General features: G+C 69.0%; 20 protein-coding genes. 13 read left to right on the top strand and 7 right to left on the bottom strand.

Translation table 11 applies throughout. From position 1 onward, the window contains the following. The first annotated feature begins 193 nt into the window (after window positions 1-193). The 3 genes from OHA68_RS12795 (at window position 194) to OHA68_RS12805 (ending at window position 1,182) form a co-directional block, all read left to right on the top strand. The gene (locus tag OHA68_RS12795; RefSeq protein ID WP_327107836.1) at window positions 194-391 is read left to right on the top strand and encodes a hypothetical protein; all 198 of its coding nucleotides are present in this window, start codon (window positions 194-196) and stop codon (window positions 389-391) included. 189 nt (window positions 392-580) lie between these two features. Then, a complete protein-coding gene (locus tag OHA68_RS12800; RefSeq protein WP_327107837.1) occupies window positions 581-826 on the top strand; it encodes a BrnT family toxin in 246 nt (81 codons plus the stop codon). Beyond that, the gene (locus OHA68_RS12805) at window positions 823-1,182 is read left to right on the top strand and encodes a hypothetical protein (RefSeq protein WP_327107838.1); all 360 of its coding nucleotides are present in this window, start codon (window positions 823-825) and stop codon (window positions 1,180-1,182) included. The genes OHA68_RS12800 and OHA68_RS12805 overlap by 4 nt, the downstream gene beginning before the upstream one ends. Before the next feature lie 167 nt (window positions 1,183-1,349). Here OHA68_RS12805 and OHA68_RS12810 read toward each other — a convergent pair whose 3' ends face one another. Both OHA68_RS12810 and OHA68_RS12815 read right to left on the bottom strand, forming a co-directional pair. Beyond that, window positions 1,350-1,943, bottom strand: a complete 594-nt coding sequence (locus OHA68_RS12810) for a hypothetical protein (RefSeq protein ID WP_327107839.1) — start codon at window positions 1,941-1,943, stop codon at window positions 1,350-1,352. A gap of 83 nt (window positions 1,944-2,026) precedes the next feature. Next, window positions 2,027-2,665, bottom strand: a complete 639-nt coding sequence (locus OHA68_RS12815) for a TetR/AcrR family transcriptional regulator C-terminal domain-containing protein (RefSeq protein WP_327107840.1) — start codon at window positions 2,663-2,665, stop codon at window positions 2,027-2,029. 64 nt (window positions 2,666-2,729) lie between these two features. On the opposite strand from OHA68_RS12815, the gene OHA68_RS12820 reads away from it, so the two are divergent. The 6 genes from OHA68_RS12820 (at window position 2,730) to OHA68_RS12845 (ending at window position 7,982) form a co-directional block, all read left to right on the top strand. After that, the gene (locus OHA68_RS12820; RefSeq protein WP_327107841.1) at window positions 2,730-3,674 is read left to right on the top strand and encodes a PDR/VanB family oxidoreductase; all 945 of its coding nucleotides are present in this window, start codon (window positions 2,730-2,732) and stop codon (window positions 3,672-3,674) included. A 17-nt stretch (window positions 3,675-3,691) separates the two neighbouring features. After that, entirely contained in the window at window positions 3,692-4,357 is a 666-nt protein-coding gene (locus OHA68_RS12825; protein WP_327107842.1) for an MSMEG_1061 family FMN-dependent PPOX-type flavoprotein, read from the top strand. A 20-nt stretch (window positions 4,358-4,377) separates the two neighbouring features. Next, window positions 4,378-5,181, top strand: coding sequence for a siderophore-interacting protein (locus tag OHA68_RS12830; protein ID WP_327107843.1), 804 nt, complete (start codon window positions 4,378-4,380; stop codon window positions 5,179-5,181). A 150-nt stretch (window positions 5,182-5,331) separates the two neighbouring features. Beyond that, complete coding sequence (locus tag OHA68_RS12835; RefSeq protein WP_327107844.1) at window positions 5,332-6,168, top strand: CPBP family intramembrane glutamic endopeptidase; 837 nt, start codon at window positions 5,332-5,334, stop codon at window positions 6,166-6,168. 9 nt (window positions 6,169-6,177) lie between these two features. Continuing rightward, the gene (locus tag OHA68_RS12840) at window positions 6,178-7,305 is read left to right on the top strand and encodes a sensor histidine kinase (RefSeq protein ID WP_327107845.1); all 1,128 of its coding nucleotides are present in this window, start codon (window positions 6,178-6,180) and stop codon (window positions 7,303-7,305) included. Beyond that, entirely contained in the window at window positions 7,302-7,982 is a 681-nt protein-coding gene (locus tag OHA68_RS12845) for a response regulator transcription factor (RefSeq protein ID WP_327107846.1), read from the top strand. The genes OHA68_RS12840 and OHA68_RS12845 overlap by 4 nt, the downstream gene beginning before the upstream one ends. A 13-nt stretch (window positions 7,983-7,995) precedes the next feature. Here OHA68_RS12845 and OHA68_RS12850 read toward each other — a convergent pair whose 3' ends face one another. Together OHA68_RS12850 and OHA68_RS12855 are read right to left on the bottom strand one after the other, a co-directional pair. Then, window positions 7,996-8,751 carry an NUDIX hydrolase gene (locus OHA68_RS12850; protein ID WP_327107847.1) on the bottom strand — a complete coding sequence of 252 codons (756 nt, stop codon included), beginning with the start codon at window positions 8,749-8,751 and terminating at the stop codon, window positions 7,996-7,998. A 128-nt stretch (window positions 8,752-8,879) separates the two neighbouring features. Next, window positions 8,880-9,422 carry a TIGR03086 family metal-binding protein gene (locus OHA68_RS12855; RefSeq protein WP_327107848.1) on the bottom strand — a complete coding sequence of 181 codons (543 nt, stop codon included), beginning with the start codon at window positions 9,420-9,422 and terminating at the stop codon, window positions 8,880-8,882. A gap of 79 nt (window positions 9,423-9,501) precedes the next feature. Here OHA68_RS12855 and OHA68_RS12860 point away from each other — a divergent pair, with 79 nt between their 5' ends. The 3 genes from OHA68_RS12860 to katG all read left to right on the top strand — a co-directional run bounded on the left by OHA68_RS12860 (window position 9,502) and on the right by katG (window position 13,206). Beyond that, window positions 9,502-10,248, top strand: coding sequence for a helix-turn-helix domain-containing protein (locus OHA68_RS12860; protein ID WP_327109498.1), 747 nt, complete (start codon window positions 9,502-9,504; stop codon window positions 10,246-10,248). A 269-nt stretch (window positions 10,249-10,517) separates the two neighbouring features. Further along, entirely contained in the window at window positions 10,518-10,955 is a 438-nt protein-coding gene (locus OHA68_RS12865; RefSeq protein WP_189137637.1) for a Fur family transcriptional regulator, read from the top strand. Window positions 10,956-10,983: 28 nt separating this feature from the next. Continuing rightward, window positions 10,984-13,206, top strand: coding sequence for a catalase/peroxidase HPI (katG, locus tag OHA68_RS12870; RefSeq protein WP_327107850.1), 2,223 nt, complete (start codon window positions 10,984-10,986; stop codon window positions 13,204-13,206). Window positions 13,207-13,250: 44 nt separating this feature from the next. Here the strand turns inward: katG and OHA68_RS12875 are convergent, their stop codons facing one another. Further along, entirely contained in the window at window positions 13,251-13,589 is a 339-nt protein-coding gene (locus OHA68_RS12875) for a hypothetical protein (protein ID WP_327107851.1), read from the bottom strand. A gap of 116 nt (window positions 13,590-13,705) precedes the next feature. Here OHA68_RS12875 and OHA68_RS12880 point away from each other — a divergent pair, with 116 nt between their 5' ends. Next, a complete protein-coding gene (locus OHA68_RS12880) occupies window positions 13,706-14,941 on the top strand; it encodes a leucine-rich repeat domain-containing protein (RefSeq protein ID WP_327107852.1) in 1,236 nt (411 codons plus the stop codon). A gap of 78 nt (window positions 14,942-15,019) precedes the next feature. On the opposite strand, the gene OHA68_RS12885 is transcribed toward OHA68_RS12880, so the two are convergent. Together OHA68_RS12885 and OHA68_RS12890 are read right to left on the bottom strand one after the other, a co-directional pair. Further along, window positions 15,020-15,946: a CPBP family intramembrane glutamic endopeptidase gene (locus OHA68_RS12885; protein ID WP_327107853.1), complete on the bottom strand. Its 927-nt coding sequence runs from the start codon at window positions 15,944-15,946 to the stop codon at window positions 15,020-15,022. Window positions 15,947-16,100: 154 nt separating this feature from the next. After that, the gene (locus OHA68_RS12890; RefSeq protein ID WP_327107854.1) at window positions 16,101-16,829 is read right to left on the bottom strand and encodes a VOC family protein; all 729 of its coding nucleotides are present in this window, start codon (window positions 16,827-16,829) and stop codon (window positions 16,101-16,103) included. Window positions 16,830-16,883: the final 54 nt, after the last annotated feature.

Consider the following 16,883-nt stretch of genomic DNA (forward strand, 5'->3'; position numbering starts at 1 on the left):
GGGGTCATCAACACTCACCCCATGTCCGGAATGCCGGAAGCATTACCGATACGAGTCCTTCGAAGGCGTGGGCCTGGTCGGCGACATTCCCTACAAGTAGGCGATTCGCGGCACTCAACGTGAGGATCGCCCATCGATCACGTATTACGGCACAGCTGAAAGCGGAACGGCGACGTCTCATGGAGACATGAAGATGAACGCGTCAGACGCGGGACACGAGGAAGTGGCGAGCGCGCTCGCCGCCGCGACCGTCTGTCAGAGCTATGTTCAGCACGCCGACACCAAGGCGGGCGTTTTCATCGTCGTCCACGCCGGCCACCCTGGTGGGCATCAGTGCGCTCGACACCCCGAGCACCTGGTCGAGGTCGAGGTCACCGCGGTCATCGACTGAACGCGAGGCGCTCCCGTTCGTCGGCGAGCAAATCGTGTGCGGTCGGCCGCATGTCGGGACATCGGCGGCAGTTCGAATGCCAAGAGCCCCTTACGCCAACGTGCGGCCTACACAGTGCCGGGCCCGTTCCCACGGACGCATGTGTCCGATACCCCTACCCATCGATGTTGTGTCTGACATAATATGGGTATGAGGAAGTTGCGCTTCTACCGGTCGGCACGCAAACACCGCATCGGGCAGGCGCACGCCCTTCATGTGATTCGATCCGGACCGCCGGCCATCGTCCCGGCTCCCGACCCTGATTTGGAGGACCGATGGGTATGGATCGGCCCGGACGACAGGGGCATCGAACTGGAAGTGATCGGCATCCTCGCGGACAAGTACCTAGTGATCATCCATGTGATGCCTACCGCACTGAGGAGGAGGAAGCCATGACCGAGCGCCGAGAAGCCTGGCCGCCAGAAGACATCGAACTGGTCCTGGATGACAACTCCGAGATCGACAGCGACTTCGAAGAGGTCATCGACAGCAAGGGCAATCGGATCACCGACGCGTACGTAGCGGACGCGATCGCCGATGTTCACCGCGCCATCGATGAGGGCCGCGTTCCCGTCCCGACAAGTCGTGGCGGGCGTCCGTCGCTGACCGGCGAAGGCACGCATTCGCCCCGGGTCTCCTTCCGAGTGCCCGAAGAACTGCGCGAACGCGCGAGGTCCCGCGCCGAGCAAGAGGGAAAGACGGTGTCCGCGCTGGCCCGCGAAGCGTTCGAGGAGTTTCTCAGAGCGGGATGAGTTCACCGCATGACGAGCAGGCCGACACGGCCGCAACCACTGCTATAAGAACAAATCAGCAGTGACCGGCGCAGTCCAGTGGTAGAACGCTCGGTGTGGTGGAGCGACGAGCGCTCGCCGGCCCCGGAGCAAGGCGCACGACGACGCCACCGCCGTGTATTGGCGGCTCACTCCACCCACCACCAGCCGTTGCCGAGGTCGTGGGTAGGGATGCCGAGGTCGCCGTCCGCTGTTTGGAGTAGTTTTTGACGGCTGGGTGCGCCCGGTATGTAGGCGAAGCCTTCGCCGGTCTCCGCGCGCCACTCGTCGACGAAGACCGGGAAGTACAGCCCGTTCTCCTGGGCCTGCACCTCGCCGTCGATGGCCAGGGACTTCATCCACGACGGCACCACGACGGGCCGGCCGCGCTCGTAGGCGGTGGCGACCTCGGTGAACGCCTCGCCGCGCAGCCAGATCATGCTCCGTACGCTGGCCTTGGGCCAGTCGGTGTGCCATAAGCACGCCCCGATGGTCACCGCGATCGTCAACGTCACGCAGGCCCGGGCGTACGCCCTGATCGACAGGTACGAGATCACGGCGGTGAACGACCACACGCCCGCCGACACCCAGCCGAAGCCGATCAACAGCCAGATGAACAGCCAGATGGTGTGAAAAATCGGGATGTAGAAGTAGTAAGCGGCGGCCAGGAGCAGCCAGCCGAAGAACGCCATGAGCGGGGGCACTCTCCACCAGCGAGGAGTCCCGGCGCTGCCCTCTGCCATGCCCCGCAGTCTGACGCCCCGCCGAGCGGCCACACCACACTTTGTTCGATAGATTCACACCATCTGCACCGTATCCAGACACTTCACACCCTGGGGCAACATTCCGCTTTCAGGCCGGCCAGCAGGACGCGCAGGCCGAAGGCGAAGCGGGCGTCGAAGTCGAGGAATCCGGCGACCGAGCGGGCCCCGAGGCGGGGATACCGCCCCCCGCTCACGGCGGCGGTGAGCGCTTCGTGCTCGGCGCCGGTGACTCCCTGCTGTTCGAGCACCTCGCCCAGGACGTAACAGAAGACCGTGGTGGCGGCCCACATGGCCGTCTCCTCAGCGATGCCGGCCTCCGCCGTCACCGTCAGCCACATCTCGACGAACGCCAGCGTCGGCTGCTTGGCCGCGTAGTTGCCGCCGACGATGCGGGCGCCGTCGCGCTGCGCCAGCAGCCTCGCCCGCAGCGCCCGCGCGAAGGCCGCGATGTGGTCCGTCCAGTCCTGGCCGCCGGGCTGGAGGTGGTCGAGCACCTCGGCGATGATCATCTCCGACATCTCGTCCAGCAGCGCCTGTTTGCCGTCGAACAGCCGGTAGATCGTCGGGAGCTGCACGCCCAGGCCGGTGGCCAGCCGGCGCATGGTCAGCGAGTCCAAGCCGCCCGCGTTGACCAGCGACAGCGCTGCCCGGACCACCACTTCGGGCTGCGGTGGACCCTTCCTGGCCTGCTTGCTTGACACGTTAACGATGTTAACACTACCGTGACGCTCGTCCTTGATAACGCTGTTAACATTCGGGGTGATCATGCTTTCCGCACACCAGGCAGTGGTGGTCCGCCAGCTTCGCTGGGAGGCCGCCGGGGTGGTGTCCGTCGACCTGTCCGCTGATGACGGGCGGGACTTACCACCCTGGCGGCCCGGCGCCCACATCGAGCTCATCCTGCCCACCGGCATCGCACGGCACTACTCCCTGTGCGGCTCACCGGAGGACCGCTCCACCTACCGCGTCACCGTCCTGCGCGAGCGGGTCAGCCGGGGCGGATCCGCGTACGTGCACGCGTTCCTGCGCCCGGGGCAGCCGCTGGAGCTGCGCGGCCCACGGGACAACTTCGGGTTCACGCCCGCGCGGTCGTACCTGTTCATCGCGGGTGGGATCGGCATCACGCCGATCCTGCCGATGGTCCGCCAGGCCGCCGCACGGGGCGCGTCCTGGCACCTCGTGTACGGAGGCCGCCGCGCCGCCTCGATGGCGTTCCTCGACGAGCTCCGGCGCTACCCGGAGCGCGTCCACCTCTATCCGGAGGACGAGGTGGGCCGGATACCGCTGGACGAGTGGCTGGACAAGCCGCGCAAGGCCACCGACATCTACGCCTGCGGCCCGGAACCCCTGCTCAAGGCCGTCGAAGCGGCCGGCGCGCACTGGCGGCCCGGGGCACTGAACCTTGAGCGGTTCAAACCGCGCCCCAAGCCGGCCCGGCAGGACAGCGCCGTGGAGGTGGTGTGCGCCCGCTCGGATCGCACCGTCACCGTGCCGCCCGGCCGCAGCATCCTCGCCGCGCTCCAGGACGAGGGCCTGCCGGTGACCGGCTCGTGCCGGGAGGGCGTCTGCGGCACCTGCGAGACCCGCGTACTCGACGGCGAGCCCGACCACCGGGACGACATCCTGTCCGACCAGGACCGGGCCGCCGGGGACCGCATGTACATCTGCGTCTCCCGAGCCCTGAGCTCCCGGCTCGTCCTCGACGTCTAGGCCTCGGAGGAGATCCCATGAGCATCGAGACGGCGGCCGACCTCTATCGGCCCATCGACCTCGCGCGCGTGCGTGCGGTCATCGGTCACCCCCTGCCGTTCATCGCGGCCAAGAAGGCGACCGAGATCGGCGAGTTCGCGATGCGGTTCATCGCGCACAGCACGTTCTTCTGCGTCTCCACCGCCGATGAGAACGGGCAACCGGACAACAGCCCCCGGGGCGACCCGCCCGGTTCGGTGCGGGTGCTGGACCCATGGACGCTGGCCGTTCCGGACCGTCCGGGCAACAAGATCGCCGACTCCTTCACGAACATCACCCGTAATCCGGCTGTCGGCTTGGTGTTCTTCGTGCCCGGCGTACGCGAGGTCGTACGGGTCAACGGGGACGCGTTCATCACCGACGATCCGGAGTTGCTGGGCATGCTCGGCGCGGACGGCAGACCGGCCCTGCTCGCCACGGTCGTACGCGTACGGGAGGTCTACTCGCAGTGCGGCAAGGCGGTCATCCGCGGCCAGTTGTGGAACGGCGACCAGCGGCATCTCGCCGAGGCCTGCACGGCGGGCGGCGACATCGGCAACCTGATGGTCGCCGAGAACGCCGGCAAGATGGCCGCCGCCCTCGGCTCTCACGTGACCGAGCTCGGGTCCATGATCGAGCACGACTACCGGCACAACCTCTATTAGGCCGCCGAAGGAGCATGACGATGTTCAAGGTACGTCGGCCGGCCACCCGCCGGATGATCAACCTGGAGGTTCGCGACAACACCCGCGTCAGCCCCGGCTTCACCCGGCTCACGCTGGGCGGACCCGAGTTGAAGCACCTGGAGAACTCGGGCCACGACCAGGTCGTACGCCTGTTCTTCGCCCGCGAAGGCCAACGGGAGCTGCGGATGCCCACCGTGTCGAACGACGTGTGGCTCGCGGAGCTGCTTCTCCTGCCGAAGACGCGCCGGCCATGGGTGCGCAGCTTCACCGTCCGCCGGTTCCGGCCCGAGGAGTGCGAGCTGGAGATCGAGGTCGCGCTGCACGGCGACGCGGGCCCCGCCTCGGCCTGGGCGGCACGGGCCGAGCCGGGTGACCAGGCCGGGATCTTCGACGAGGGCATCGCGTACCTGCCTCCGGACCATGCCGGCCGGCAGCTTCTGGTCGGTGACGAGAGCGCCCTGCCGGCGATCCTCTCCATCCTGGAGCACGCCCCCGCGTCGCTGGTGGCGGAGGTCTTCCTGGAAGTGCCCGAGGTCGCGGACATCCGAAAGGACATCGTCCACCCGGAAGGGGTCCGGGTGCACTGGATCGCCCGGGAAGGGACCCGGCCGGTGCCGGGGATGCTCGCCCTTGAGGCCGTCAAGGGCGCGGCCCTGCCACCAGGGCGGTTCTACACCTGGGCCGCCGGAGAGGCCGGGCTCCCGACCGGCGTACGACGGCATCTGGTGACCGACCGCGGGGTGCCCAAGTCGGACATCGCGTTCATCGGCTACTGGCGCCACGGCCGCTCCAGCCCCGGCTGACCGTCGTGGGAGTCGCGGCCGGCGGCTCTCCCCATCCCCCATGAGAGCTACCGCGATCGCCTACCCGCTGGTGATTCGCCGGCACAGGTCGCGCTCATAGCGTTCTCCGTAGGTCGCTGATCGGGCGGCCAGCGCCGACGGAGGTCACCGATGAGCACCACACCCACCCCCCAGCAGGTCCCGCCGACAGACGGCCGGATGCGCAGGATCGCCAGGTTCCCCCTCACCTGGATGCTGATCGGACTGGTCGGCGTCACCCTGGTGTCGGCTCTGACCGCGAGCGGCCCCGCGGTGATCATGATCGTGGGCGCGGCCGCCGCGATCGCCGTCTACTGGGCGGTCATGCGCTTCGTCGCGGGACGGCCCACGCCGGAGATCGCCAGAGCCGGGGCCAGGCGGGAGGCGCTGTTAGGAGCCGGGGTCGGGCTGGGGTTCATGCTCGTGTCCGCGCTCCTGATCGCGATCCTCGGCGGTTACTCGTTCTCCTGGTCGTCCGGGAACCCACTGCCGGTCGTGTTCACGGTGGCGGCGACGGCCTTCGGCGCGGCGGTCACCGAGGAGCTGATGTTCCGCGGCCTGGCGTTGCAGGCCCTGGAACGGCTGTGGGGCAGCCGGGCGGCCCTGGCCATCACCGCGCTGCTGTTCGGCGCTCTGCACCTGGGCAACCCGGCGGCCACCGCCTGGAGCTCGCTGGCCATCGCCCTCGAAGCGGGCGTCCTGCTCGGGGCCGCGTACCTCTGGCGGCGCAACATCTGGTTCGTGGTGGGACTGCACTTCGCCTGGAACGCCACCGTAGGACTGCTCGGCATCCCGGTCTCCGGCCACGCGGCACCCGGGCTGCTGACCGCCGAGGTCACCGGCCCGGCGCTGCTGACCGGTGGCGAGTTCGGGATCGAAGCGTCGATCGTGCCCGTCATCGTGAGCGTGCTCCTCATCGTCCCGATGCTCGTCCTCGCACACCGCCGCGGCGGTCTGACGCGCCGCTAGGCTTGCCCGATGATCCGTCCAGGATGGTGGCGAGACGGTGGAATCGCGGCGGTGCTCACCCTGCTGGCATTCGTGCCGACCATGGACGCCATCGCCGCACAGATCGGCGACCTGCCCGTACGCCCGCCGGACGCGCTGGCCGTCACGCTGACCCTGGCCCAGACCGTCCCCCTGGCGGTCGGCAGCCGGTGGCCCGCCGCCTGCCTCTCGATCATCGGCGCCGCCTTCATGGCTCATCAGGCGCTCGGCTACCCGCAGACGTTCGGCAGCATCGGCCTCTATCTGGCCCTGTACGCCGCCGGAGCCCATCAGCAGCGGTTCCGGCTCGGCCTCGCGGCGGTGTGGACCGCGGCCTATGTCGCCCTGGCGGTCCTCCTGCTCACTCTGGGGTCACCGAACCGGGTTCAGGACTTCGTCGCGTTCTATCTGGTGTTGGGGGTGATCTGGATGACCGGTACCGGGATGCGCCGGTGGCGAGCGGAAGAGGCGGAGCGCCGCCGGCTCAGCGCGAGCCTGGCCACCGCCGCCGAGCGGGCCCGGATAGCCCGCGAGCTGCATGACGTGGTCACCCATCATGTGACCGCCATGGTGATCCAGGCCGACGCGGCGCAGTTCCTGGTCGGGAGCGCGCCGGACCGCGCCGGGGACGGGCTCGCCGCCATCAGCGACACGGGCCGGCGGGCGCTGACGGAGTTACGGCACCTGCTCGGCGTACTGGAGGCGACCGGCGACTCCGCGGCCGCGGACCGTACACCCACCCTCGGCACGATCAGCGACCTGGTCGAGCAGGCCCGGGTGTCGGGCCAGCCCGTCGAGCTCGCCGAGCACGGCGAGCGGCGAGCTCAGTCCGTCGACGTGGAGCTGGCCGCGTACCGCGTGGTCCAGGAGGCGCTCACGAACGCGATCAAGCACGCGACGGGGCAGCCCACCACGGTCACGGTCCACCACCACGACGATCGCCTCGACATCGAGGTGACCACCAACGGCGCCGCCACGGCCGGTCTGCCGGTGAGCGGACGCGGCCTGAACGGGCTGCGCGCACGGCTGCGCATGCTCGACGGCGACCTCCTGGCCGCGCCCCGGCCCGAGGGCGGGTTCCGCGTCCACGCCACCATCCCGCTCAGGAGCGACTCATGACAGACGCACCGATCCGGCTGCTCATCTGCGAGGACCAGGAGCTGGTACGGGCCGGATACACCACCATCTTCTCCTCCCAGCCCGACATGGAGGTCATCGGGGAGGCCGCGGACGGCCGCGCGGCGATCGAAGCCGCCCGGCGGCTGAGCCCGGACGTCATCGTGATGGACATCCGGATGCCCATCATCGACGGCATCGAGGCCACCAGGCAGCTGGCCGGCCCCGGCCTCGCCACCCCGGCGAAGATCCTGGTCGTCACCACCTTCAACGTCGACGTGTACGTCTACGAAGCGCTCAAGGCGGGAGCCAGCGGCTTCCTGCTCAAGGACTCGCCTCCGGCGGAGCTGATCAAGGGTGTCAGGACCATCGCCCGCGGCGATTCCCTCCTCGCCCCGGCCGTCACCCGCACCCTCATCGGCCGGCACGCCGAACACCTCCGCCCCACCACCCTGCAGGCCAGGGAGGAGGTCGTACGCGCGTTGACCGCTCGCGAGCTCGAGGTGCTCGAACAGATCGCCGCCGGCCGGACGAACGCGGAGATCGCCGCGGAGTTGTTCATCACCACCGAGACCGTGAAGACCTACGTGTCCCGCATCCTGACGAAGCTCGCACTGCGCGACCGGGTGCAGGCGGTCATCCTGGCCTTCCGGGTAGGCCTGGTGTCCAGCATGGAGTGACCGGACTGCGGGGTCAGGCGCTGGGGTACGCCCGCTCGTACCGGCGGACGATCGGCTCCAGGTAGTCCACCCGGTCACCGCCGAGGCCCGGCAGCTCGGCCGGGGAGCGAACGAAGGCGATGCGATCCAGCTCCGGGTCACGGCCCAGTGCCGTCTCCTCGGCCACCAGGGCCGCGAACCGGTCGCGCAGCAGCGAAGCCGGCCGGCTCGGGGCGCGGAACACGACACCGGTGCTTCCCTTGGTCCCGCGGGCGACCAGCCACGGGGTCAGGTCGCTGGGCGGGGTGTCGAGGCCGGTCTCCTCGACCAGTTCCCGAGCGGCGTGCCGGTGCAACGCCGCCACGTCGAGCGGCTCGTCGCCGGCCGGCGGCTCGACGCAGCCGCCCGGCAACTGCCAGCGGCCGGGGGACGCCGTCGACGGTGACATCCGCCCTACCAGCAGGCGTCCGTCATCGGTCGGCTGCAGGACGGAGACGTAGAGGGACGGCAGCCAGGTGGTGGCACTCGGGACCTTGCGCAGGGCGTACTGCCGGTAGGTCGTCCTCGCCCACGCGAGGACGAGACTGCCCGGCCCTTCCTGCTCCAGCCGCGTGCACGCCGCCACCGGCCCGTCGAACAGACTCGGGTTGGCCCGCACCGCCTTCTCCCAAGCACGGTCCATGGCCACCCGATCTTGGGGCGACAAACAGGGCGCGGCGGCTTCGACCAGGCGAAGCCGGTGCACGTCCAGGAGCTTGACGCTGGACGCACGCAGTAGTGGCTCGGTCACTCCTTCATGCTGACGCATCAGGGACCCGGTCGCAGGCGGTCGGACGGTGCTCCCGCAGTTGATCGCCGCCGTCGGATCCCCCGGCGAGGACGGCGGCACGCCTTCTTCGCGTCCGGTGAACTGAGCGGTTACGGGGTCCAGGCCGGGTCGCGGCCGACGAGGCCGAGCAGGCGGTCGAGGTGCGGGGCGTCGTCCGGCACGGGCACCGGCGGGCCGAAGGCGCCGCGCTGCCTGCCCATCTCCACCATCCGGTCGGTGAAGTCCAGCGCCTGCGCGACCGCCCCGGGCTCCGGCTCGTACGGCTGACCCGTCGCCCTGGCCAGCTCCCACCCGTGTACGACCAGGTCGACGAGGTACATCTGGGCCAGCGTGGCCATCGGCAGGCCCATCCCGGGACTGCTCCCCTCCCAGGCCTCGGGCCGTGACCAGGCGGCCAGGGTGCGCTCCGCCCGGTCGGGGAAGTCGCCCGCGTACGGCCCCTGCTCGGTCATCGACCCGCCGCGGCCCAGCGACTCGAACAGGTCCGCCACCCACTCCAGGTGGTTGATCAGGTCTCGTACGTCGAACTCCGCGCACGGCGTGGACCCCCCGAACTGCTCCCGACGCACCCCCCGCACCACTCCCGAGGTCCGTTCGGTGGCCCGCGTCATCAGCGGCATCATGTCGTCCATGGCAGCCAGTGTGCCCCGTCCGTCCCGAGAGCGGCTTGTAGAAACGCGACAGCGCGGCTGGGTCGACCCGTACGCGGGAATGGCTGCCTTCACCTTCACCCGCCACCCACCATCACCCGAAATTTCGCCATACGTGGACCACTTCTGGGTGGTCACCTGGACCGACCTCGCCGAGCCGTACGAACAGCGCATCGTCTCCCACCCCACGGTGAACCTCACCATCACCCACGACTTCCACCGCATAGCGGGCGTGATCAGAGGCGGCTTCTCCTACACGATGCGGGCAGCCGGCCGCGTCCTCGGCACCCGCTTCCGCCCCGGCGGCTTCCGCCCGTTCCTCACCGGCCCGGTCTCCGACCTGACCGGCCGCTTCACCGAGATCAGCGACATGTACGGCGAAGCCGGCGCGACCCTGGTGGACCAGGTCCTGGCCGAGCCCGACGCCCAAGCCGCCATCGCGCACGTCGAGACGTTCCTCCAGAGCTTGAAGCCACAGCCGGATCCGCTGACGGAAGAGGTCGTGGCACTGGTCGCACTGGCCGAGAGCGACATCTCCATGACCAGGGTCGACGAGCTGGCCGCCCGCTCGGGACGGTCGGTGCGCTCGCTGCAGCGGCTGTTCCGGGACTACGTCGGCATCGGCCCCAAGTGGGTGATCCGCCGCTTCCGGCTGCACGAGGCCGCGGAGCGCGTCTACCAGGGCCTCGACCTCGCCACGCTGGCCACCGAGCTCGGCTACACCGACCAGGCCCACCTGACCCGCGACTTCACCGCCGCCGTCGGCATGACCCCCGCCGCCTACGCCCGGCTCAGAAACCCGGCCTGATCCGCCTGCCGCGCCTTCAGGGTGCGCGGTCGAGCCGTGTCCGACATCACCGTGGCGTCCCGGCGCACCTGATCCCCGTCAGGATCTGCCCAACGGATCACAACAGACCCGGGTCCACCGAGCGCCGAGCGCCCCCGGCGAAGACGCTACAGCAGAGCTGACCTGCGGCTCAGCGGTCACCTTCTGGACAGATGTTGACGTAACAGGCGCTAAGCTTGGATTATTCGTTATCTTGTACCATTCATGTTTATGTAGGTAGGTGTGGCCCAATGACCGCATCCAGGACTCCGACCACTGCTGAGGAGCTGCGTGGGGCAGGCCTCAGGGTGACGGCCGCCCGCGTCGCGCTCCTCGAAACCGTCAGGGAGGGCGACCACCTCGACGTCGAGGCGCTCGCCGCCGGCGTACGCGATCGGGTGGGCCATGTCTCCCTGCAAGCCGTGTACGAGGCCCTGCACGCGCTCACCGCGGCGAAACTCGTCCGACGCCTGGAGCCGGCCGGTAGTCCGGCCCGGTTCGAGGGACGGGTCGGGGACAACCACCACCACGTCGTGTGCCGTTCGTGCGGTGTCGTCGCCGACGTCGACTGCGCGGTCGGCGAGATTCCCTGCCTGACCGCCTCCAACGACCACGGCTTCTCGATCGACGAGGCCGAGGTCATCTACTGGGGCCAGTGCCCCGCCTGTTCCACCGCCCGCAGTGCCTGAGCACCGTAGAAAATTCCGGAAGGATTCCATGTCCGAGAACCATGATGCAATCGTCACCGACGCGAAGCCGGAGGGCGGAGGTGGCTGCCCGGTCCGCGCCCCGCACCCGACGCAGGGCGGCGGAAACCGCCAGTGGTGGCCGGAGCGGCTCAACCTGAAGGTCCTCGCCAAGAACCCCGCCGTGGCCAACCCGCTCGGTGCGGAGTTCGACTACGCCGAGGCGTTCAACGGCCTTGACCTCCCGGCCGTGAAGCGGGACATCGCCGAGGTGCTGACGACCTCGCAGGACTGGTGGCCGGCCGACTACGGTCACTACGGCCCGCTCATCGTCCGGATGGCCTGGCACAGCGCGGGGACGTACCGGATCAGCGACGGCCGCGGCGGCGCCGGCGCCGGCCAGCAGCGCTTCGCTCCCCTCAACAGCTGGCCCGACAACGCGAACCTGGACAAGGCGCGCCGCCTGCTCTGGCCGGTCAAGAAGAAGTACGGCAAGAGCCTGTCCTGGGCCGACCTGCTGATCCTCTCCGGCAACGTCGCCCTGGAGACGATGGGCTTCAAGCCCTTCGGCTTCGCCGGCGGCCGCGAGGACGTCTGGGAGCCTGACGAGGACGTCTACTGGGGCCCCGAGGCCACCTGGCTCGGCGACGAGCGCTACACCGGCGACCGGGAGCTCGAAAGCCCGCTCGCCGCGGTCCAGATGGGCCTCATCTACGTCAACCCGGAAGGCCCGAACGGCAACCCGGACCCGCTCGCCTCGGCTCGCGACATCCGTGAGACGTTCCGCCGGATGGCGATGAACGACGAGGAGACGGTCGCCCTGATCGCGGGCGGTCACACGTTCGGCAAGACCCACGGCGCGGGCCCGGCGGACCACGTCGGCAACGACCCCGAGGCCGCCTCGATCGAGGAGCAGGGTCTCGGCTGGAACAACACGTTCGGCACCGGCAAGGGCGGCGACACGATCACCAGCGGTCTCGAGGGTGCGTGGACGAACACCCCGGTGACGTGGGACAACAGCTTCTTCGAGATCCTGTACGGCTACGAGTGGGAGCTGTCCAAGAGCCCCGCCGGCGCCCACCAGTGGAAGCCGAAGGGCGGCGCCGGGGCGGGCACCGTGCCCGACGCGCACGACCCGTCGAAGACCCACTCGCCGACGATGCTGACGACGGACCTCGCACTCCGCATCGACCCGATCTACGACGAGATCTCGCGGCGCTTCCTCGCGAACCCGGACGAGTTCGCGGACGCGTTCGCCCGCGCGTGGTTCAAGCTGACCCACCGCGACATGGGCCCGGTCGTCCGCTACCTCGGGCCGGAGGTGCCGGCCGAGACCCAGCTGTGGCAGGACCCGCTCCCCGAGGTGACGTACGAGCTCATCGACGCCGCGGACATCGCCCTCCTCAAGGGGCAGCTCCTCGCCTCGGGCCTGTCGGTGGCCCAGCTCGTCTCGACCGCCTGGGCGTCGGCGTACTCCTTCCGGGGCGGCGACAAGCGCGGCGGCGCCAACGGCGCGCGCATCCGCCTCGAACCGCAGAGCGGCTGGGAGATCAACGACCCCGACCAGCTGGCGCTGGCGCTGAGCACCCTGGAGGGTGTCCAGAAGGCCTTCAACGCCGCTCAGACCGGCGGCAAGCAGGTCTCGCTCGCCGACGTGATCGTGCTCGGCGGCGTCGCGGCCGTCGAGAAGGCCGCCAAGGACGCGGGCTTCGCCGTCGAGGTGCCCTTCACGCCGGGCCGCGTGGACGCCTCGCAGGAGCAGACGGACGTGGAGTCGTTCGTCGCGCTGGAGCCGACCTCCGACGGGTTCCGCAACTACCTCGGCAAGGGCAGCCGGCTGCCGGCCGAGTTCCTGCTCGTCGACCGGGCGAACCTGCTCACCCTGAGCGCTCCCGAGATGACGGTGCTCGTCGGTGGCCTCCGCGTCCTGGGCGCCACCTACCAGCAGTCGCCGCTCGGCGTCCTCACCACCACCCCCGGGACGCTGACCAACGACTTCTTCGTCAACCTGCTCGACCTGGGCACGACGTGGAAGGCGACGTCCGAGGACCAGACCACGTTCGAGGGCCGCGACGCCGCCACCGGCGAGGTCAAGTGGACCGGCAGCCGGGTCGACCTCGTCTTCGGGTCGAACTCCGAGCTGCGCGCGCTCGCGGAGGTCTACGCGAGCGACGACGCCAAGGAGAAGTTCGTCAAGGACTTCGTCGCGGCGTGGGACAAGGTCATGAACCTGGACCGGTTCGACCTCGCCTAACCCTTCCTGACGCCCAGGCCGACCCCCACCGGTCGGCCTGGCCGTCAGTAGGAGTCACTCCACCGATACCAGTGACCTTGTACGTGCTCAAAAGATGACGCCACCGCGTCTTCGGCATCATCGATCGGCCTGCGCTTCGGGCTCCATACATAGCCGTAGGGGTCCACGCCGGAGTGATCACCGAGCTTGAAATAGACCAGGTCTCCTTCTCGATGGACATCATCGAAAGTGAAGCTCCCGATCGCCTGAGGCCTCTCCCGCGTTCCGTCGCTTGGCTCGGCGATCCGCGCCGCCTTCTCCATGCTGTCGACAGATCGCGCGAATCGCTTTTCGTCAACGAATCCACAGGACGACGACACCAGAGCAGCGCCTATCAGCAGCATTGTCGCCCATCGCCTGCTCTGCTTCCGTAATGAGGGCTCGTTCACCGCACGATCTTCCCGCTCGTTTCTCCTCACAGGCAAATACGCTGAGGACTGGCGCGACAAAGGGGGGCGAGATGGTTCATGAGGTGATCGCGGCTGCTCGGGACGGTGGGGTGGGCTCGGTGGATCTGTCGGGACGTGGGCTCACCCGGGTGGACGATGCCGTACGGGATCTGGCCGGGCTGACGCGTCTTGATCTGTCCGACAACCGGCTCACCGAGTTACCGGACTGGCTGGGTGAGCTCACCATGCTCACCGAGCTCCGCCTGGGCTGGAACCAGCTGACCGGCCTGCCGGAATCCATGGGGAACCTCACCGCGCTCACCAGGCTCGACCTGGACGGCAACCAGCTGGCCGAGCTGCCCGACTGGGTCGGGCGCCTGCCCGTACTCGCCGAACTGGATCTGGACAGCAACGAGCTGACCGGCCTGCCGGAGTCGATGAGCAACGCCACCGGGCTCACCGAGCTCTACCTGAGCGGCAACCAGCTCAGCGACCTGCCGGAATCGATGGCGAGCCTCACCGCGCTCACCGGGCTCTATCTGGGCGACAACCAGCTCACCGAGCTGCCCGGCTGGATGCGGAACTTCAGCGCGCTCACGGAACTGACCCTGGAGAACAACCAGCTGACCCACCTGCCCGACTGGGCGGAGAGCCTCGCCGCGCTCACTTTCCTGGACCTGTCCGCCAACCGGCTGACCGGCCTGCCCGGCTGGATGGGGAATCTCACCGGCCTCACCAGGCTTCATCTGACCGGCAACCAGCTGACCGGCCTCCCGGCATCCATGGGCGAGCTCACCGGACTGACCCAGCTCTACCTGGACCACAACCGGCTGACCGGCCTGCCCGACTGGATCGGCGGCTTCACCGAGCTCACCCAGCTCTGCCTGAACGGCATCGAGCTGACGAGCCTGCCCGACTGGATCGGTGACCTCACCGCACTCACCCAGCTCTCCCTGGGCGAGACCCAGCTCAGCGACCTGCCTGCTTGGGTGGGCGACCTCACCGCGCTCACCACGCTTTACCTGCGCGGCAACCGGCTGACCGGCCTGCCGGAATCCATGGGGAACCTCATCGCGCTCAACGAGCTCGACCTGCGCGACAACCGACTGACCAGCCTCCCCGGCTGGATCGGGAACCTCCGCGCACTCACCGGGCTCTACCTGAGCGGCAACCGGCTGACCAGCCTGCCGGAATCGATGGGTGACCTCAACGCGCTCGTCCGGCTCTACCTGGACGGCAACCCGTTGACCAGCCTGCCGAAGTCGATGGAAGGGCTCACCGAGCTCGAGGTGACCGGCGGGCCCTAGCCGTGCGCGGCGGCGAGGACGGCCCGGGAACGCGAATCTGCGGGGGACCGGTGCCGGTCCCCCGCTCCGCGTCCGCGTTCAGCTCTGATGGGCGACCTCCGGCGTGTGCTCCTCCTCGGGACGGTAACCGAGCCGGCCGCGGGTCGCGACGAGCACCACGAGCGCTGCCGTGGTGCCCGCGAGCAGGGTCACCTGGGACGCCTGCTCGGCGGTCGCGAGCGACGGGAACATCTCCGAGTAGACGACGGACATGAAGTTGTTGACGCTGACGTGCAGCAGCATGATCAGCGGCAGGCTCTGACCGGTCCGGTTGAACACCCAGGTGACGACCACGCTGAAGACACAGGCGAAGGCGACGAACTCGGCCACTCTCATCACCGTGACGTCCGGCCACCCGCCCCACTCGCTGAAGAACAGCGGGAGGTGCCAGATGCCCCACAGCGGGCCGAGAACGAGGGTGCCGCCCAGCGGGCCGAACTTGCGCTGCATGCGGGGCAGGGCGAAGTCACGCCAGCCGGGCTCTTCCGCCAGACCGGTGGTGACCATCTGGAGCAGCAGGCTCGGCAGGTAGGCCACGAGCACCATGGCGGACGGCATGTGGATGTCCCCGTCGGACACCGCGACACCGGTGATGATGATGGCGGCGGGCACACCGACCCCGGCCACGAGGTACCAGACCCAGCTCACCCGCCACTTCGTCATCCGCCCGAGCCACCGCCGGACGCCTTCCCTGCCGTCCGCGACCGAGGTCACGATGAACGCGGCGAGAATCGGCCCGAGATAGGCGCCGGGAAGAACGCCGAGCAACTGCGTACTACCGAGCAGCGAGGGGAAAGTGAAATCTAAAACTCCCAGGCCGGTCGCCGAAAGAATGTACGGCACCCAGGCGACCCAGCTCATCAGATTGGCCAGGACGAAGAAACTGATCAGTGGACTGCGGCGGATGACGCCTCGGAGCCCGGTCTGAGCCGACGGCTCGGCACTCGGTGGGCTGTTGACTGCCATTTCGTTTTCCCCTTGCAGGAGCGCTTGACTGACAGTGATCAGCACACCACCCGCGCCCCGCCCAGTCGCTCCCGCGTGCACTCCAATCGAGGTATAGCCAGGGGTACTTTCACGCTCACCCGCCGCCGGGAAGCCCTTCAGGCGAGAGCCCGGCTCAGGGCAGCCACTCCTGAAGCCCGGAGACATGCCCGAGCTCCGACTCGACGCGCTGTCTGTCGTCGGGGGTGAGCTCCAGGCCGCGCAGCTCGGCGGCCCACGGGTCGGTGGGCTCGCCGAGGATCGTGGTCAGGTCGATGAGGTGGCCCAGGGCGATGGCCCGCTCGACCGCCGGGGCGTCCGCGCCGTGCCTGCGCATCCCGGACTTGAGCGCACGGAAGGCCTGCAGATCGTCGTTCTTGAACTCGCGCAGGATCCGCACGTTGTCGAGCACCTTGGCCAGGCCCGTCAGCTTCTTCGAGCCGCCGTACTCCAGCTCGACCGGCTCGTCACGCTGGATGAAGATGATCGAGTTCCCGGACGGGTCGATCAGGGTGAACCGGGACGCGCCCGGCCGGTAGCGGGTGATCCGCGGCTGACCGGAGCTCAGCACCTTCCCGTGCACCCGGCGCATCGCCGCTACGATCACCGCATGGTAGGCCGCCACGGCGTCGACCATGACCAGGCAGCCCCCGGACTCCTCCCGGGCCGGATCCAGCCCCTTGGGCGCCGGGCCGAAGTGCAGGTGGATCCCGCTCCACTCCAAGGCCAGATAGACGTACGGCTTGCTCTGTTTGTACGTGGCCCGGAACCCCAGCGACTCGTAGAACGCCAGCATCTCCTCCACCGACGCGCACGGCATCAACGGCACCGTCGTCTCGTTCGGCCGAACCGCGATCTCACTCATGTCTTTCCACCTTTCGGGTCGTCCGACGATGCTGGCAGCCTTCGGCGAAACTCG

The organism is Nonomuraea glycinis (assembly GCF_035920485.1).
Classification (GTDB): Bacteria; Actinomycetota; Actinomycetes; order Streptosporangiales; family Streptosporangiaceae; genus Nonomuraea; species Nonomuraea glycinis.

What these genes read in the sequence shown, in the direction of transcription:
- OHA68_RS12860 (WP_327109498.1), top strand. Translation starts at nt 9,502, where the DNA reads ATGGCTGCCTTCACCTTCACCCGCCACCCACCATCACCCGAAATTTCG.
- OHA68_RS12800 (WP_327107837.1), top strand. Translation starts at nt 581, where the DNA reads ATGAGGAAGTTGCGCTTCTACCGGTCGGCACGCAAACACCGCATCGGG.
- OHA68_RS12855 (WP_327107848.1), bottom strand. Translation starts at nt 9,422, where the DNA reads ATGGACGACATGATGCCGCTGATGACGCGGGCCACCGAACGGACCTCG.
- OHA68_RS12845 (WP_327107846.1), top strand. Translation starts at nt 7,302, where the DNA reads ATGACAGACGCACCGATCCGGCTGCTCATCTGCGAGGACCAGGAGCTG.
- OHA68_RS12825 (WP_327107842.1), top strand. Translation starts at nt 3,692, where the DNA reads ATGAGCATCGAGACGGCGGCCGACCTCTATCGGCCCATCGACCTCGCG.
- OHA68_RS12835 (WP_327107844.1), top strand. Translation starts at nt 5,332, where the DNA reads ATGAGCACCACACCCACCCCCCAGCAGGTCCCGCCGACAGACGGCCGG.
- OHA68_RS12810 (WP_327107839.1), bottom strand. Translation starts at nt 1,943, where the DNA reads ATGGCAGAGGGCAGCGCCGGGACTCCTCGCTGGTGGAGAGTGCCCCCG.
- OHA68_RS12805 (WP_327107838.1), top strand. Translation starts at nt 823, where the DNA reads ATGACCGAGCGCCGAGAAGCCTGGCCGCCAGAAGACATCGAACTGGTC.
- OHA68_RS12820 (WP_327107841.1), top strand. Translation starts at nt 2,730, where the DNA reads ATGCTTTCCGCACACCAGGCAGTGGTGGTCCGCCAGCTTCGCTGGGAG.
- OHA68_RS12865 (WP_189137637.1), top strand. Translation starts at nt 10,518, where the DNA reads ATGACCGCATCCAGGACTCCGACCACTGCTGAGGAGCTGCGTGGGGCA.
- OHA68_RS12890 (WP_327107854.1), bottom strand. Translation starts at nt 16,829, where the DNA reads ATGAGTGAGATCGCGGTTCGGCCGAACGAGACGACGGTGCCGTTGATG.
- OHA68_RS12885 (WP_327107853.1), bottom strand. Translation starts at nt 15,946, where the DNA reads ATGGCAGTCAACAGCCCACCGAGTGCCGAGCCGTCGGCTCAGACCGGG.
- OHA68_RS12795 (WP_327107836.1), top strand. Translation starts at nt 194, where the DNA reads ATGAACGCGTCAGACGCGGGACACGAGGAAGTGGCGAGCGCGCTCGCC.
- katG (WP_327107850.1), top strand. Translation starts at nt 10,984, where the DNA reads ATGTCCGAGAACCATGATGCAATCGTCACCGACGCGAAGCCGGAGGGC.
- OHA68_RS12840 (WP_327107845.1), top strand. Translation starts at nt 6,178, where the DNA reads ATGATCCGTCCAGGATGGTGGCGAGACGGTGGAATCGCGGCGGTGCTC.
- OHA68_RS12880 (WP_327107852.1), top strand. Translation starts at nt 13,706, where the DNA reads ATGGTTCATGAGGTGATCGCGGCTGCTCGGGACGGTGGGGTGGGCTCG.
- OHA68_RS12830 (WP_327107843.1), top strand. Translation starts at nt 4,378, where the DNA reads ATGTTCAAGGTACGTCGGCCGGCCACCCGCCGGATGATCAACCTGGAG.
- OHA68_RS12875 (WP_327107851.1), bottom strand. Translation starts at nt 13,589, where the DNA reads ATGCTGCTGATAGGCGCTGCTCTGGTGTCGTCGTCCTGTGGATTCGTT.